17 protein-coding genes and 1 pseudogene are annotated in these 15556 nt (G+C 45.5%); 7 read left to right on the top strand and 11 right to left on the bottom strand.

Going from position 1 to position 15556, the window contains the following annotated elements; all coding sequences use genetic code 11:
* Window positions 1–112: 112 nt before the first annotated feature.
* Together AB2U10_RS01340 and AB2U10_RS01335 are read left to right on the top strand one after the other, a co-directional pair.
* On the top strand, window positions 113–1258 hold the full coding sequence (locus AB2U10_RS01340; protein ID WP_367914517.1) for an acyl-CoA dehydrogenase family protein: 1146 nt from the start codon (window positions 113–115) through the stop codon (window positions 1256–1258).
* A complete protein-coding gene (locus AB2U10_RS01335) occupies window positions 1251–2090 on the top strand; it encodes a hydroxymethylglutaryl-CoA lyase (protein WP_367914518.1) in 840 nt (279 codons plus the stop codon). The genes AB2U10_RS01340 and AB2U10_RS01335 overlap by 8 nt, the downstream gene beginning before the upstream one ends.
* Here the strand turns inward: AB2U10_RS01335 and AB2U10_RS01330 are convergent.
* From AB2U10_RS01330 to AB2U10_RS01280, 11 genes and pseudogenes are all read right to left on the bottom strand, one after another.
* Window positions 2076–3107, bottom strand: coding sequence for an NAD-dependent epimerase/dehydratase family protein (locus AB2U10_RS01330; RefSeq protein ID WP_367914519.1), 1032 nt, complete (start codon window positions 3105–3107; stop codon window positions 2076–2078). The two genes, AB2U10_RS01335 and AB2U10_RS01330, sit on opposite strands and share 15 nt — an antisense overlap.
* 58 nt (window positions 3108–3165) lie before the next feature.
* Window positions 3166–3741 carry a Crp/Fnr family transcriptional regulator gene (locus AB2U10_RS01325; RefSeq protein WP_367914520.1) on the bottom strand — a complete coding sequence of 192 codons (576 nt, stop codon included), beginning with the start codon at window positions 3739–3741 and terminating at the stop codon, window positions 3166–3168.
* A 240-nt stretch (window positions 3742–3981) separates the two neighbouring features.
* Complete coding sequence (locus tag AB2U10_RS01320) at window positions 3982–4647, bottom strand: FAD-binding oxidoreductase (RefSeq protein WP_367914521.1); 666 nt, start codon at window positions 4645–4647, stop codon at window positions 3982–3984.
* 12 nt (window positions 4648–4659) lie between these two features.
* Window positions 4660–5307 carry a sigma-70 family RNA polymerase sigma factor gene (locus AB2U10_RS01315; protein WP_367914522.1) on the bottom strand — a complete coding sequence of 216 codons (648 nt, stop codon included), beginning with the start codon at window positions 5305–5307 and terminating at the stop codon, window positions 4660–4662.
* Complete coding sequence (locus tag AB2U10_RS01310) at window positions 5307–5690, bottom strand: hypothetical protein (protein ID WP_367914523.1); 384 nt, start codon at window positions 5688–5690, stop codon at window positions 5307–5309. Before AB2U10_RS01310 ends, AB2U10_RS01315 begins: the two co-directional genes overlap by 1 nt.
* An 87-nt stretch (window positions 5691–5777) precedes the next feature.
* Window positions 5778–6044, bottom strand: a complete 267-nt coding sequence (locus tag AB2U10_RS01305; RefSeq protein ID WP_367914524.1) for a hypothetical protein — start codon at window positions 6042–6044, stop codon at window positions 5778–5780.
* 342 nt (window positions 6045–6386) lie between these two features.
* The gene (locus AB2U10_RS01300; RefSeq protein WP_367914525.1) at window positions 6387–7367 is read right to left on the bottom strand and encodes a BtrH N-terminal domain-containing protein; all 981 of its coding nucleotides are present in this window, start codon (window positions 7365–7367) and stop codon (window positions 6387–6389) included.
* Between the two features lie 228 nt (window positions 7368–7595).
* Window positions 7596–7760, bottom strand: coding sequence for a hypothetical protein (locus AB2U10_RS01295; RefSeq protein ID WP_367914526.1), 165 nt, complete (start codon window positions 7758–7760; stop codon window positions 7596–7598).
* 237 nt (window positions 7761–7997) lie between these two features.
* On the bottom strand, window positions 7998–8480 hold the full coding sequence (locus AB2U10_RS01290; RefSeq protein ID WP_367914527.1) for a GNAT family N-acetyltransferase: 483 nt from the start codon (window positions 8478–8480) through the stop codon (window positions 7998–8000).
* A gap of 326 nt (window positions 8481–8806) precedes the next feature.
* A complete protein-coding gene (locus AB2U10_RS01285; RefSeq protein ID WP_367914528.1) occupies window positions 8807–9565 on the bottom strand; it encodes a class I SAM-dependent methyltransferase in 759 nt (252 codons plus the stop codon).
* 111 nt (window positions 9566–9676) lie between these two features.
* Window positions 9677–9820: pseudogene (locus AB2U10_RS01280) on the bottom strand (tyrosine-type recombinase/integrase); the annotation flags it as partial.
* A gap of 230 nt (window positions 9821–10050) precedes the next feature.
* Here AB2U10_RS01280 and AB2U10_RS01275 point away from each other — a divergent pair.
* The 5 genes from AB2U10_RS01275 (at window position 10051) to AB2U10_RS01255 (ending at window position 15547) form a co-directional block, all read left to right on the top strand.
* Window positions 10051–10839, top strand: coding sequence for an enoyl-CoA hydratase/isomerase family protein (locus tag AB2U10_RS01275; RefSeq protein ID WP_367914529.1), 789 nt, complete (start codon window positions 10051–10053; stop codon window positions 10837–10839).
* A gap of 122 nt (window positions 10840–10961) precedes the next feature.
* A complete protein-coding gene (locus AB2U10_RS01270) occupies window positions 10962–13271 on the top strand; it encodes a putative monovalent cation/H+ antiporter subunit A (RefSeq protein WP_367914530.1) in 2310 nt (769 codons plus the stop codon).
* 5 nt (window positions 13272–13276) lie between these two features.
* Window positions 13277–13690 (top strand): Na+/H+ antiporter subunit B, encoded by a 414-nt coding sequence (locus AB2U10_RS01265; protein ID WP_367914531.1) that lies wholly within the window; start codon window positions 13277–13279, stop codon window positions 13688–13690.
* 4 nt (window positions 13691–13694) lie between these two features.
* Window positions 13695–14051 carry a Na+/H+ antiporter subunit C gene (locus AB2U10_RS01260; protein ID WP_367914532.1) on the top strand — a complete coding sequence of 119 codons (357 nt, stop codon included), beginning with the start codon at window positions 13695–13697 and terminating at the stop codon, window positions 14049–14051.
* Window positions 14048–15547: a proton-conducting transporter transmembrane domain-containing protein gene (locus AB2U10_RS01255; protein WP_367914533.1), complete on the top strand. Its 1500-nt coding sequence runs from the start codon at window positions 14048–14050 to the stop codon at window positions 15545–15547. Before AB2U10_RS01260 ends, AB2U10_RS01255 begins: the two co-directional genes overlap by 4 nt.
* Window positions 15548–15556: the final 9 nt, after the last annotated feature.

Genomic DNA, 15556 nt, shown 5'->3' with positions numbered 1-15556 from the left:
TCGTTTCATTTTTGATTCCTAAAAATATCACTTTTTTTAAAGAAAATAGGAATTTTTTTAAGATATTTGACATGTAAATTATTAGCATAACAAGTAAACAACTATTCAGCCTATGTTCATCACCGATGCAGACCATATGAGTTTGATCCGGCAAAGCGCCCGCGATTTTGCCGAAACCTATATCCGTCCCCATGTTATGGAGTGGGATGAGGCCCAGGTATTCCCTGTAGATCTTTTCAGGAAACTGGGAGAGTACGGCTTTATGGGTATCGTTATACCGGAAGAATACGGCGGGGCAGGATTGTCTTACCAGGAATACATCACTATCCTCGACGAGATCAGCAAGGTGTGCGGGTCTATCGGCCTGTCTGTGGCAGCACATAATTCGCTGTGTACGAATCATATTTATAGTTTTGCTAACGAAGACCAGAAGCGTTTTTACCTGCCCCGGCTGGCTTCGGGCGAGTGGATAGGTGCGTGGGGCCTCACAGAAACGAGCTCGGGCTCAGATGCCGGCGGGATGACCACTTTTGCCGAAAAAGACGGCGATTATTACGTTTTGAACGGCTCAAAGAACTTTATTACCCATGCTATCAGCTCAAACGTGGCCGTGGTCATCGCCCGTTCAGGGTACGGTTCGGGAAGCAGGGAGATGTCAGCCTTTATTGTTGAAAAAGATACCCCCGGTTTTTCAGCCGGGAAAAAAGAAAATAAGCTGGGTATGCGGGCTTCAGAAACCGCCTGCCTGTTTTTTGATAACTGCAGGGTGCACAAAGACCAGCGCATAGGGGAGGAAGGTGAAGGCTTTAAGCAGGCGCTGAAGCTTCTCGACGGAGGCAGGATCTCTATTGCGGCCCTTTCGCTGGGCATTGCCCGAGGTGCCTACGAATGCGCCCTGCGTTATGCCAATGAGCGGGAGCAATTCGGGAAAAAGATCTTCGACTTCCAGGCCGTGAGCTTTAAGCTGGCCGAAATGGCTACCAAGATTGAGGCGGCAGAGCTGCTTTGCCGCCAGGCAGCGTACTACAAAGACCACGGCGGGAACGTGACCCGTGCCGGGGCCATGGCCAAGCTTTTTGCTTCAGAAACGGCGGTAGAGGTGGCTACAGACAGCGTGCAGATCCACGGGGGGTACGGTTACACCAAAGATTACCCGGCAGAGAAGTTTTTCCGGGATTCCAAACTCTGCACCATCGGAGAAGGCACTTCGGAAATCCAGAAGATCGTTATTTCAAGAGATATTCAGAAAAATGCGTGAAGTGCTGCTGACCGATTGTCCGCGAGACGCCATCCAGGGAATTCACGCCCAGATTCCCGCAGAGAAGAAGGCGGCTCATATCAACCGGCTGCTGGAGAGTGGCTTGTTTGACCGGATCGACTTCGGGAGCTTTGTTTCACCGCGGGCCGTGCCCCAGATGGCGGATACGGAAGCGGTGCTGGAGGCCATCGGTGATAACCACGGCACCCGGCTCCTGGCTATCGTGTTGAATGAGCGGGGTGTGGAAACCGGGCTCCGGTACGCCAAAATCGATTTTTTCGGTTACCCCTTCTCCATTTCGGAAGAGTTTCAGCGGCGAAACGCCAATAGTAGTGTAGAAGAGTCGTATGAGCGACTGCGCCGGATCAATGACGCGGTGTCAGATGCCGGCCGCCAAACGGAAGTGTATATCTCCATGGGATTCGGTAACCCTTACGGCGACCCCTGGAGCGAGCAGCTGGTGGTAGACTGGGTAGGGAAGATCAGCACACTCGGCATCCGGGAGTTTTCTTTGGCCGATACCACGGGTGAAGCGGATGCCGCCGGGATACAGAAGTTATTTGAAACCTGCAGTGCGGCTTTCCCGGACCTCCGGATAGGCGCGCATTTTCATTCGGAAAGACAGGCAGGGCTGGAAAAGATCCGGGCAGCTCATGCCGCCGGCTGCCGGAAATTTGACGGTGCGCTGCTGGGCTATGGCGGCTGTCCTTTTGCGCAGAATGAGTTGGTGGGAAATATTGCTTCTGAGGATCTGCTGGCGTATTTCGGGAGGGGGAGGCAGGAGCAGATCCGTGCGCTGCAGGAGAGTTTCCGGGGTTTAATTGCGATATGAATCCGGTCGAAACCTGTTTTCGTGGTCACGCAAATACTGCATGGCTTCTTTCACGGCTTGTGTTGAATTTTTGGGGTTGAACCCTAATTCTGTCCGTGCTTTTGAAATGTCAAAGTCTTGTTGAAGCCCCGAAAACATTGAAATGTCTTTGGTAGTTAGTAAAGGTTCTTTGCCCCTTATCTGGCTTATGATTTCCATACACCACGCAATGGCGAATAAAATGGATTTCGGGACGGCTACCGGCAGTTTTATTTTGAGTTCGGGGAAAAGTTCCTGCGCTATTTTGGTCGTTTCCTGGATAGACGTGCATTTTTCGTTGGCCAGAATATAGCGTTCCCCATTCCTGCCTTTTGTTGCTGCCAGATAACAGCCTTCGGCTACGTCTTTTACGTCAATCCAATTTAATGTGATGTTGGTTTCAACAGGAATTTCCTTTTTCAAAATGGCACAGATAATGTTGTAGGAAACGTTTAGCGGTGCAAATGCTTCGCTTCCGATCATTGCAGCAGGCAACACGGCAACCAATTCAATAGCATGTTTTTTTGCCAGCTCAAACGCCAGTTTTTCACCGTCATTTTTTGAGTTGTAATACATATCTCTGCGGTCGGGATTGTAGCCGTAGCTTTCGCGGGTGGGCAGTTGCGAATAATTGAGTGCGGCGATTGAACTTACATAAACAATTCTTTTTACGCCGGCTTCGGCTGCTGCTTCAATGGTGTTTTTTGTGCCGTCTAAATTTACGTCATAAATCTCTTTTTTGGGGTCTTTTGCCCAAAGTTTGAACGCGGCGCCAACGGCATAAAACGTTTCAACACCTTGCAAAGCATTTATCAAAGATTGTTTGTTCGTGATGTCGGCCTGCACAACTTCACAATCCAAACCCGCAAAAGGTTCTTTGTGGCTGATGTTGCGAACCGAAGCCCGGACAGGAACGCCTTTGCTGATGAGCAAACGCACTAAATTGTTACCCAGATGCCCGTTTGCACCTGTGACAAATGCTAAATTTTTCTGTGCCATATTTTTGATATTTTGGCACAAAATTCAGCAGGGCGATTTCAAAAGCACTTCGCAAATGCTACTTAATGATTTCCCTGCGTATCCGGCTTAAACTTTTTGCATTCATTCCCAAAAACGAGGCGATGTATTGCAGCGGGACATTGTGTAAGATTTCAGGATAGTTTTTAATGAGGTTTTGGTAACGTTGTTCGGCCGTAAGCGTCGCCAGTTCTTTTGAGCGCGTTTCGTTGTAGGCCAATGATTGCTGAAAAACCAAAATGTAGAAATCTTTGAGCGCCGGGCTTTTTTGTGTAAGTAAATCCAAATCAGATTTTGTTATTCGTAATAATTCGCATTCGGTAATGCATTCCAGGTTCTCGCCTGAGCGGGTTTGATTGACGAAGTTGAAATACGAAGTGATAAAACCGGGTGGACAATTAATGTGTGTCGTAACTTGATCGCCTTTGTCGTTATAATGAAATAAACGAACAAAGCCGGATACCACAAAATACAGGTATTTTGGTATTTTATTTTCTTCTTCAATCACACGGTTTTTCGGGTAAAGCACCGGCTCGAAAAACGTTTCGCATAGCGTTTTTTCGCTGTCGGTAAGCGTTACGTTTTGCGATATGAGTTGTACTAGATGTCTATGCATTTTGTAAAGATAGAAAAATGACTTTCCATCACACTATTTTTCTGCCCCGGGTTATTGTTATGGTCTGTCCTACTTAGCTTATCTAACCGTCATAATTTATTTTTTCATATTCTCTCCGAAGATTCTCGTCTTTTGCTAATCTGTCCCGCAAATTAATTGGATTTTTACAATGTCAGGGTTTATAGAACAATAGTGAAGATTAAACTTCCCGGGCCAAACCGAATGTTGGCGGTATGTGGATTAAAACGCTTCCTTCACGATGAAGCCCTCTGCAATTCCCAAAGAGGATAGATGTCTTTCTACGGCCTGCATCATGGGTTCTGGCCCGCAGAGATAAAAATATTCGGTGCGTTCGCTTATGTGTTTTTTTATCAGGTCTGCTGAAATGTATCCGTACTCATAATTTGCCACTTTTTCGTTAGATAGTATATTGATAAAGTTGTCGCCTAAAAGTTGGCAGAACTTATCTTCAAGGATAATGTCTGCTTTGGTTTTGTTGGCAAAAATGAGTTTGTTATTTCCTGTTTTATTCTCCTTTTCGAGTTGTTTTAAAATGGGAATAAAAGGCGTAACGCCCGCTCCGCCGGCAATAAAAATACCTTCGCCTTTGTAAGTTATGTCTCCGAAAACATCGTGAATAAACAACTCATCTCCTTTATTGAGTGAGAGTAACTGTTGGGTAACGCCGTTGTGCGCAGGGTAGGTTTTAATGGTAAATTCTATGTACTCATCGTCAGGCAATGAAGTAAATGTAAATGCTCTTAATTCCTGTTCCCAGCCTTTTTTGTTAATGGATATATCAACGGCTTGTCCGGGTTGATAGTGTATTGCTTCCGGTTTTTCGGCAACAATTTTAAGTACATCGGGTGTAAGATGGTTAATGGTTATTATTTTAACTCGTTCCATTGTAAAAAGCGATTAAAGTTCGTTAATTTTTTCCATTACATTTTCTACCATTGCATCGCAATAAATCAAATTAAATTCAAAAAGCTCGCTGGCAGAATAAGTGCTTTCTATTTCATTTCGCAACATTGTTTTTGCCCTGTTCAAACGTACTTTTACGTTTGCTTCGCTGATGTTTAACATTTCTACGGTTTCTGCTACGTTTAATCCGTTTATTTCCCTTAAGGAAAAAACTATTCGGTAGTCAAAAGGGATTTTTTCAAGTGCGTTCTCGATAATATGCCCCAACTCACGATTTTGAATTATCTTGTCGGTATCGTTATTTCTATTGGTGAACATTGGCGTTGAGTGTTCGTTTACGTCTTGCATAATTTCGTTTTTAAAACTTGATTTCCCTCGTTTTCTGTAACAGTTGTTCATCATTATTCGAATAATCCACGTTTTAAAACCGGCACGACCTTCAAACTGTAACAGGTTTTTATATGCATCAATAAAGGTTTCCTGCATTAAATCCTGCGTATCTTCGTGGGTGTAATTGTACGACCTGCCAATTTTGTACAGATAAGGATTGAACCGCCTGACGATTATTTCATAGAGTGCTTTTTCTCCGTTAATAATTCGTGAGATAATTTCTGCTTCGGTAAACTTTTCAACTTGAATCATTATTCAATTATTTTAGAAATTCTTGCCATTGATAGGGCGGCAATAGCCATTACAAGGTCACGTACTGCCACATCTGCATAATTAAAACTGATTAACAAGGTTAATGCTATAACGGTTAACCAACCTGCAACAATGTAACCGCCAATTTCGGTTTTTTTCAGTACAATGATACCCGCTATGATTTCGATAACGCCCACAATCATCATAAAAACCGAAGCGGAAAAGGGCAGCAGGCTTGCGATTGTCGGATTAACGTACTGTTCCCAATTGGTCAGCAGGTTGGTGAATTTGTCTGCACCTGCAACAATTGGCACAATTCCGAAGGTGTACTTTAACAGGTTGAACGTTTGTGTCAGCGACTGATTTTTGATTTTACTTTCCATTTTTTTAAGTAGTTACTGTCTTTTAGAGTAACTAAAGAAAGGAAAGGTTACAAAAGATATGTAATGTTAGCGGTTCGGGCTTTTGTGTTATAAACTTTCTGTCATTTTGCCCAAATTAATTTTCTCCACTTTTATAAAAGTTATTTCTCTTACAGATTTGATTTTACCCCATAAATAATTATTCCCTTTCAGTCGTTTTGTTGTACTCGTTCTTTTATTTAGCCGTTGGATTTCAATGTCAGTAGCTTCTCTTTTATCACCAAGTTGTCCGTAGAGTTTAATTGCAGGGTAACTTTTGAATTTTCCGTTGAAAAGTGAAGTCAACCAAAATAAAGTGCTGCTGTTCACGCCCAAAATACAGATATTTTTGTTGCCTTTACTATGGATGGAAACTTTTCAAAGTAAAAACCTGTCTGATCATTATTCAGAAATAAAGGACCAATAGGTGTTACAGTCGGGTTGCCTTCTTTGTCAACCGAAGCTATGGATACATGGAAATTCGCTCTAAAGCATTTATTAAAATGTTTTCTTATGTCCGGCCAACTTGTCTGAATGTCCATATTACGTGCCGCGTATTGGCGATGGGCGGGATTTTTAGCACTACTGTTGATACAAAGAACAGAAGTTGAATTTTGCACTTCCGTTGATGCGAAGCCGTTCGCCCCGCCTATTGCCAATACGATGTTAGCGGTTCGGCTATTTGGTTGCCAATAGTTCCATTGTCTTTTTTTCTTTGTCTGATATAGTTTTTAAAATGTCTGATGCTTGTTGTATATAATTAAAGTCTTTCGTTTCACTAACCTTTATAAATAAGTCAGCAACGTTTGTCCATAGTTTGGCGATTTCTGAGAAGTTTTCGTGTCCTGTTTTGAGTTCGTCAAGTTGCAGTAAATCGTAGCTTTCTTTCAAAAAGTCACGATACAAATTTCTAAATAATGCTCCGCCCGTTCCTGCTTTTTCCATAATGTTTGCGGATTGTTTAAACTCTCTTTCGATGTTTCCGCTGTTGTTAAACCACTTTATGATTTCTGAACTTGTTTTTAAAATTCCTTTGTATCCGATGTTTGTAATTGGTGGACTAAGATATTCGGTTGCATTGTTTTTGATTGCTGTCAGAATTGCTTTTTTGAGGTTAAAGTTTTTATCGGTTTGCCGTAATGTATAATACAAGTTTTTAGAAGACATTGGACCTTTTTCAGATCTTGCCAATGCCAAACTATTTAGAGATGTTTTTACTTGTCCCCCTTGTTGTCGAGTGTCAACCAAAAAAGCATTGTCATTGTCGTAACCGTAAATGGCTGCGTAGTGTCCTGCGAAATGAAACGGATTTGAGAAATACTCCAAATGATAACAGTCTAATTTAAGCCCGACCACTTGTCCGTTGTCAATAAGTTCTTTTACACCTTCCCAAGCCTTTTGCTTTGAAGATGTTTCTTTAACCGTTAATTCAAGATTTAGGTTTTTGGCAATGTTTTGTGTCAGCAAGTCTGTTTTCACTCGTCCGCCAATGAATGGAAAGTCCATTGTTTTCATATTCCAGAAAATAAAACCAAGTCCTTGCCCAAGTCCAAACAGCATTGGTTCGGAAAGTTCAATTCCGAGTTGTCGCAACAAAGTTCCTGTCGCTGTTGTTTCACAATGTTGTCCGTCAAATGGTTTTAAACTCTCAACTTTCATTTTTGAGCGTGATGTTTGTTTAGCTGACCGCTAACGGTACGGCTTGGCGATGTGGCGGAAATCTGTGATTCGTCTGCCCGGTACCGCTGTTAAATATATAACTAAATGTTCATTGTTTATTCTATTGCCCGGCGTTATTTGTCAGCCGGGATTGAAGCTGATTAGTAAACAGAAGCCGAGGATATATTCGTCGCGCCGCCATATTGCCAAACCGAATGTTGGGCGAAGTTATCCTTTCACGGGTTTTACGTAAGTCGTGATTAAGTCAATAAGCTCAGATGACCGATTTGTAGAACCTTGAGCACCTTTCTGTAATGCTTCTTTTTCAATCTTCATTTTTACTAACTCCGCAAAGTCTTCATTCTTGGAATTATAGCTTACAAATACGCTCATAGTTAGGTTTTTGAATTTTGTAATAACAATTTCGCCCAACGTTTCGGGGTTTTGCGATGGTGGGGCAATCGAAGTACAAGAGTTCAATTTTGCACAAAAGTTAAAACGAAGCACAACTGTTGAACTTTGCAGTTTCGCCCCACTATTGCAAAACCCTTGTTACCAGCCGTTTTTTTTCATTTCGTTAATTGTCTTGTTTCTATGTAGCTGTTAAATATAATTTCATTTTTTATTCTGTCAGACAGAACAGCCATCACTTTCTGGGTTTAAATCCAAATGTAAAAAATGATTAAAATCTGTCTGAACGTAATTTGAATAGGCTTCACCCTTTCTGAAGCCAAATTTTTCATACAACGCTCTGGCTGCTTCGAATACAGACCCGCTTCCAGTTTCTAATGATAGGCGATGTATTCCCCTCGCCCTTGCGGCATCAATTATAGTCGTAAGGATTAGAGCTCCTACTTTACGACCTATGAAATCAGGATGGGTTCGCATAGATTTAATCTCACCTCGACCGTCAGGAAGTAATTTCAACGCACCTACACCAGCTATTTTTAAATCTTCCCAAGCACTCCATACAGTTACTCCTGGCTGTTGAAGGTCTGATAAACCAAGGAAGATTGCTCCTTCGGGAACATCAGTTTCCATCCCTGCTAAATGCAGGGCAATAAGTTCTTGAGTTTGTTGATTAGATAAATCATCTTCGCATATAGTTATCATTTAGTCTCCGATTTTAAATTTTTCATTGTAATAAGTTTTTCTTACAGTTTCCAATTTTCAAATCCGTCTGTCCACACCAATGAGTAAGGTTTTAAGTTGGTCAATGCTGAAAAATCCTTTTTGTTTCTTTTCGTCTAAGTAGTAAAATTCTTTGTTCATACCGATAAGTTTTGTTTTTGTACTGACACCCTAAAATGGCTGGTAACGTTTTGGGGCTTTGCGTTCGGGCGGGATTTTCAGCAGAAAATTCCGAGCGAGCGACAAAGTTCAAATTTACGAAAAAGTGTCGAACGGGAACGTTCGACCCGCCTGACGCAAAACCCTTGTTAGCAGCTGACAATTTTTCCGACTTTCAAGATTAATTTCCAAGTCATTTCTTTTTCTGTGTCTGTGTTTCCCCAATGTTCTTGCAATTTTTTCGATAAGTTGTCCATTGGGTTTTCGTTATACTTGTCAATATATTTTTGAGTTGCCGACCAACTTCTCAAATGTCCTAATGTTTCCGAAAGGGTTACTTGCTTTCTGATAAAAAAATCTGATGTTTTAATTTCGTCAAATGGAAACGGTATTGTCGCATATTCTTTTTCTATCAGTTTGTTTTCGGGAAGCCAAAATTCGCCAACGATATTGTCGTGAAAGTCTTTGATGATGTTGTCCAATTTTTTCTCAATTGTCGGAATACCGTATGCCCAAACTGCAATTATTCCATTCGTTTTTAGAACTCTCTTTACTTGCGTGTAAAATTTGTCAAAGTCAAACCAATGAACTGCTTGTGCAACCGTGATTAAATCAATTGAATTGTCTTCTATTGAGCTTGGGTTTTCAGCATTTTCAACTTTATAAACTATTCTGTCGTGAAAAGTAGCGTTTTTTATTTGTTCTTTACTTGGGTCGGTTGCATAAACTTTTTCATAGTAATCGGCTAATTTTAAAGCCGATTGTCCGTTTCCTGTTCCACAGTCCCAAGCGAATTTATGCTCCAAGGTCAAACCGCTCAAAAACTCAAATAATTCTTTTGGATATGTCGGTCTGAATTTTACATAAACGTCTGCTTGTTTTGAAAAGTTGTCCTTAAATTCGTTCATTGGGGTTGTCGGTTTTTGTTTGCTGCTAACTCCGAAATATATGAAAGTTTCATTATTTCAAAAACTTAATACTAAGGAAATTGAGAAAAAATATCCCTAATGCGCAAGTACTTAAAGACGGTCTAAAGGACTTTTTACTTTCTTCAAATTCTTTTTGCCTACCTCTGTGTAAATTAGTGTGGTTTTTATGTCGTTATGCCCCAATAGTTTTTGGATGTAACTGATGTCAGTTCCCGCTTCGGGTAAGTGGGTTGCAAAACTGTGCCGTTTTCTGTAGCACTTCTATGGACACACTTTCCGGTTGAATGCCCAATCGTTTACGATATTCAGCTGAATCTGGCAGGTGCCATGTTTTAAGAGTGTTACTCCATTTAGCACCTTTCAGTTTTTTGAAACGGGCAATAAGTTCTGCGGTTCGTTCAAAATAAACGGCAAGAAGAGAAACCGCCCCTTGCATTTGATTTATGAACTATTAATGAATAGCTTTGAAAAGTAGTTTTGTGAAGATGACCTATAATTTTATCCGAATCCGAAAAGAGGGCTACGTTTTCACCCTCACCCTGGCCCGCCCCGAAAAGCGGAATGCGTTTACACCCACCATGGTGAATGAGATAGATCATGCCCTGAAGGCTGCGAATACCGATAAGGAAGTGCGTGTGGTGGTGGTAGATGCCGAAGGACCGGTTTTTTGTGCGGGAATGGACCTGAAAGCCTTTACTGACCCTTCTGCTGACCGCCTTAACCCGGCCATTCAAAACCGGGATCTTTCTTTGGGAGAAGTGATGGGGCAGCTGAACAAGCCCTCCGTAGCCCTGGTAGAAGGCAATGTGATAGCCGGGGGCTTCCTGCTGGTGGCTGAGTGCACTTACGTGCTGGCTCTGCCGAAGGCGGAGTTCTCATTGCCGGAGGTAAAGATCGGTATTTTCCCTTTCCAGGTGCTGGCCTCGCTCCTGAGGGTGATGCCGCAAAAGAAAGCCATGCAGCTCTGTATTTCGGGCGAGCCTTTTTCAGCGATCCGGGCCATGGAGTACGGGATCGTGGACGGCCTGCTGGAAGAAGGTGCTGCAGAGCGCCTGATTAGCCAGCTGGCAGAGAATGCCCCGCTGGCTGTTACACGGGGATTTGAAGCGCTGAAAGCGCTGGACGAGGTACCCGCAGCCGACCGTTTTCATTACCTGAAGCGTGCATTAGAGCGCTTGCGGGACTCGCACGACGCCCGTGAAGGGATCACTGCACTTTTTGAAAAGCGGGAACCCGGATGGAAGAATGAATAAAGCAGGGCTGATCCACCCTTTCTTTTTTTGTATTTTTCAAAGAATTTTGGGCGGTGGGCCTTCCTATTATTGTATAAAAAGTAAAGATTTCGTATTTTAGTGGTTTCACAAGACCATACGGAATGCTGTTTACTGTTACCATAGGTTTAGTTATTGCGTGCCTTCTTGTTCCCTTTGGAAAATTTTTCAGAAATAATAAAAGTATCGTACTGGCGTTGGTGCCGTTCATGCTCTTTTGTTATTTTCTTCAAAAGATTCCCGAGATCAGTTCAGGGCGGGTGCTGTTTGAAAGTACGTCATGGGTGCCGGCCTTAGGGGTAAACCTGGGCTTCAGGCTTGACGGGCTCTCGCTCCTGTTTGCTTTGCTGATCACCGGCGTAGGTACATTGATATTTATTTACGCATCTGCCTATTTAAAAGGGCATGCGTATCTCGACCGTTTTTTCGGTTACCTGCTGCTCTTCATGTCGTCTATGCTGGGCCTGGTGCTGTCAAATAACATCATTCTTTTATTTATTTTCTGGGAGCTGACCAGTATCAGCTCGTTTTTCCTGATCGGGTTTAACAATACCGATGATGAGTCGCGCAGGAGCGCCCTGACGGCCCTGTCGGTGACCGGTCTGGGAGGGTTATTTTTGCTGGCCGGCCTGGTATGGGCCGGAAGCCTGGCGGATTCTTACAGCCTGGGCGATATCCTGAACCACGCCGATACTATCCGGGGGAGCGTGTATTACCCGGTTATCCTGCTGCTCTTCCTGGCCGGGGCATTTACCAAATCGGCCCAGTTTCCTTTTCATTTCTGGCTTCCGGCAGCCATGAAGGCACCTACACCGGTGTCTGCTTACCTGCATTCGGCCACTATGGTGAAAGCCGGTATTTTTCTCCTGGCCCGGTTTACGCCGGTGCTGGGCGGTACTATGCTCTGGCAGTGGACCCTCATGGGAGTGGGCGGCTTTACCATGCTGTATGCTTCCCTGCTTTCTTTATCAAAGCGTGACCTGAAAAGCCTGCTGGCCTATTCTACCATTTCGGCCCTGGGCGTACTGACCTTTTTGCTGGGTATGGGTACCGATTACGCCGTAATTGCCGCATGTATTTTTTTACTGGCGCATGCGTTGTATAAGGCTCCTTTGTTCCTGGTTACGGGTATCATTGACCATGAAACGGGTACAAGAGACCTGACACGGCTGTCGGGCCTGGGCAGGGTACTCTGGCCGGTAGCACTGGCCGGCGGTCTGGCTGCACTCTCGGGTGCCGGGTTGCCTTTTACCCTGGGCTTTATCGGGAAAGACCTCATATATGAATCTACGCTGCATTATAAGCCCCTGTGGGCCTGGTACTTTACCGGGGTGGCTATCGTGACCAATGTGGGCCTGGTGGCGGCCGCTTTTCTTGCCGGGGTAAGGCCCTTTACGGGCAGGGAGCGGGAAGAGTACCGGCAGGTTCATTTACCCGGAGCGGGTTTCTGGGTACCGCCCCTGCTGCTGGCTGTGCTGGGGCTGGTGTCCGGGGTGTTTCCGGGATGGACAGGCGCCCACCTGGCCGAGCCGGCGGTGAAAAGCATTTTCCAGCAGTATATCCCGGTGCAGCTAAAGGTATGGCACGGCTTTAACCTCGTATTTATCCTGAGCCTGGGCACGCTGGCAACCGGCCTGGTGGTGTATTTTATCAATACGCCGGGTTTCCGCAGATGGGAATTCATTTCGGTATTGGAACGGATCAGGCCCGGTGTGGTGTTCGGAAGAATGTATATCCGTACCAAACAGGTGGCCGCGGCCTATACCAACTTCTTTCATGACGGTTACCTCCGGTCGTACATTATCAAGATCATCCTGTTTGCCGAGGCCCTGTTGATTTATGAGGTTTACCGGGGCGGGCCTTTCCGCATTGATTTCAGCAAGCTGTCGCCGGTGCGCTTCTATGATATCGCTATTGTATTTATCCTGGTTGGGGCGCTCTATAAAACGCTGAAAACCTCGTCGCGGCTTACGGCTGTGGTGTGTATGAGTATTGTGGGCTATGCCATCTGTCTGCTTTTTGTTATCTACAGCGCGCCTGACCTGGCCATGACCCAGTTTACGATTGATACCCTTACCGTGGTGCTTTTTGTGCTGGTGCTGTACCGCCTTCCGCCTTTCCTGAAAGTAAAGGCGCTGAAGGTGATGGTGCGTGATGCCGCCATCTCCATTCTTTTTGGCGTTCTGCTGGCCATTATCTGCCTGCGGGTGCTGATGGAGCCTGCCCGGTACAACATTTCAGACTTTTATGCCAAGTACGCCTATACGCTGGGCAAGGGGCGGAATGTAGTGAATGTGATCCTCGTGGATTTCAGGGGATTTGACACCATGTTTGAGATCGTGGTGCTGAGTGTGGCTGCCATAGGGGTGTACAGCCTGCTGAAGTTACGGTTAAAAGCATCTGAAAAAGAATAACAGATATGAGAAGCACTATTTTACAAACGGCATCGCAGTACCTGCTACCTATCCTGCTGCTGTTCTCGTTTTTCCTGCTGATCCGGGGGCATTACTCGCCGGGAGGCGGGTTTGTGGGCGGCCTGGTGGCTTCTATTGCCTTTGTGCTGCACAGCTTTGCCAACGGGGTGGAAAATACCATGCGGATCATCCGGTACAAGCCGTTATCGCTGATCCCGATCGGGCTGGGCATATCTACTGCAAGCATGCTGGTGCCGGTATTTTTCAGGAAACCGGTAATGACCTCTTTGTGGGTGCCTGACCAGATCCCGGTATTTGGAAATGTGGGCACCACCCTGTTTTTTGATATAGGTGTGTATTTACTGGTGGTGGGCGTGGTGCTGACCATCCTTTTTACGATATCGTTGTTTTCGGAATAAGCGTATGGAGCTGATATTGGTATGTCTTATCGGGATTTTGTATGCCAGCGGCATGTATATGATACTCCGGCGGAGTATGGTCAAGCTCCTGCTGGGTATTTTGCTGCTGGGTAACGGCACCAATATCCTGATCTTTTTACTGGGAAACCTTACGGCAGGCAAGCCTCCGGTGATTCCGCCGGGCCTGAAGGTTTTCAACGATATCTATGCCGACCCTATTCCCCAGGCACTGATCCTGACGGCCATTGTGATCAGCTTCGGCTTAACGGCTTTTGCCATTGTGCTGCTGAAGCGCGTTTATGTGCTGGTAGACTCGGATGACCTGGATGACCTGAATACCCCGGAAGAAGAAGATATATGACAGATAACAGTATAATAGCAACCGTGATCATTCACCTGCTGGCCGCCCTGCTGCAGCTGGCTTTCTGGCGGAAAACGGTTACACAGCGGTACATCAGTGTGGTGGCGGCTTTCCTGGGGCTGATTTCGGCGGCGGCTTTGTTTTATAAGGTATATTCGGGAGGGATCCTGATCATGAATGCAGCGAACTGGCGGGCTCCTTTCGGCATTGTGTTTGTGGCTGACCTGTTCAGCAGCTCGCTGGTGCTGATCACGGCCATTGCCTCGCTGGCCGTATCTGTTTTTTCGGCAGCAGGAATTAACCGGGCGCGTATGCTGTACGGGTATTTCCCTATTTTTCATTTCCTGGTGATGGGACTGAACGGAGCGTTTCTTACCGGTGATATTTTTAACCTGTACGTATGGTTTGAGGTCATTATCATTTCTTCTTTTGTGCTGATGACCCTCGGCGGGCGGAAGGCCCAGCTGGAAGGAGCCGTGAAATACATGGCGCTGAATATCCTGGCCTCCATGTTTTTTTTAACGGGGATCGGGGTGCTTTACGGCATCACCGGCTCACTGAACATGGCTGACCTGGCGCTGCGGATCCCGAAGGTACAGAACCAGTCGCTGACCAACCTGGCCTCGGTGTTCTTCCTGCTGGGTTTCGGGATCAAATCGGCCGTATTCCCGCTTTATTTCTGGTTGCCGTCGTCATACCATACCCCGCCGTCGGCCGTGGCGGCTACCTTCGGCGGCTTGCTGACCAAGGTGGGGATCTATGCGCTGTTCCGGGTATTTACCCTGCTTTTTACGCCAGACGATAACCTGAAAAACCTGCTGGTTATCCTGGCAGTCTTCACCATTGTTACGGGCATGTTCAGTGCGCTGATCAAAGACAATATCCGGCGGCTGTTCTCTTCCCTGATTGTCTGCCATATCGGTTTTATGGTGGGCGGTCTGGGCCTGTATTCAAAAGTGGCCATGATGGGGGCGGTTTTGTATCTTTTTCATGATATCCTCGTGAAGACCAACATGTTTCTCATTGCGGGGCTGATCCGCCAGCTCCGGGGGTCGATGAATATCAAGCTGCTGGGGGGCATTTACGCCCAATACCCGGGCATATCGCTGGTTATAGCCCTGGTGTTGTTTTCATTGGTGGGGATACCCCCGTTATCGGGCTTCTGGCCGAAGCTGTACCTGATTGAAGCGGGGGTAGACAGCCGGAATTTCCTGCTGGTGACCGCCCTTATTATTGGCAGCTTTGTAACTTTGTTTGTGATTGCCCGGATGTGGTCGGAGGCATTCTGGAAGAACCCTTCGGGCGACGAGCGTATTCAGGATACCTTTGCCTCATTGCCCCGGCATAAGAAAGCTTTCCTGGTGCTTCCGGTGGTGCTACTCTGTTGCTGCAGCCTGGTCATAGGCTTTGATGCCCAGTTTTTCATAGAGGTGGTAGACCGGATAACCGATGAGATGATCAATACGGCGCCGTATATTAAGGCGGTGCTGGGATAATAAACACGT

Source organism: Leadbetterella sp. DM7 (assembly GCF_040829825.2).
In the GTDB taxonomy this organism is placed as follows: domain Bacteria; phylum Bacteroidota; class Bacteroidia; order Cytophagales; family Spirosomataceae; genus Leadbetterella.
This window is presented reverse-complemented; position numbering and strand designations above follow the sequence as displayed.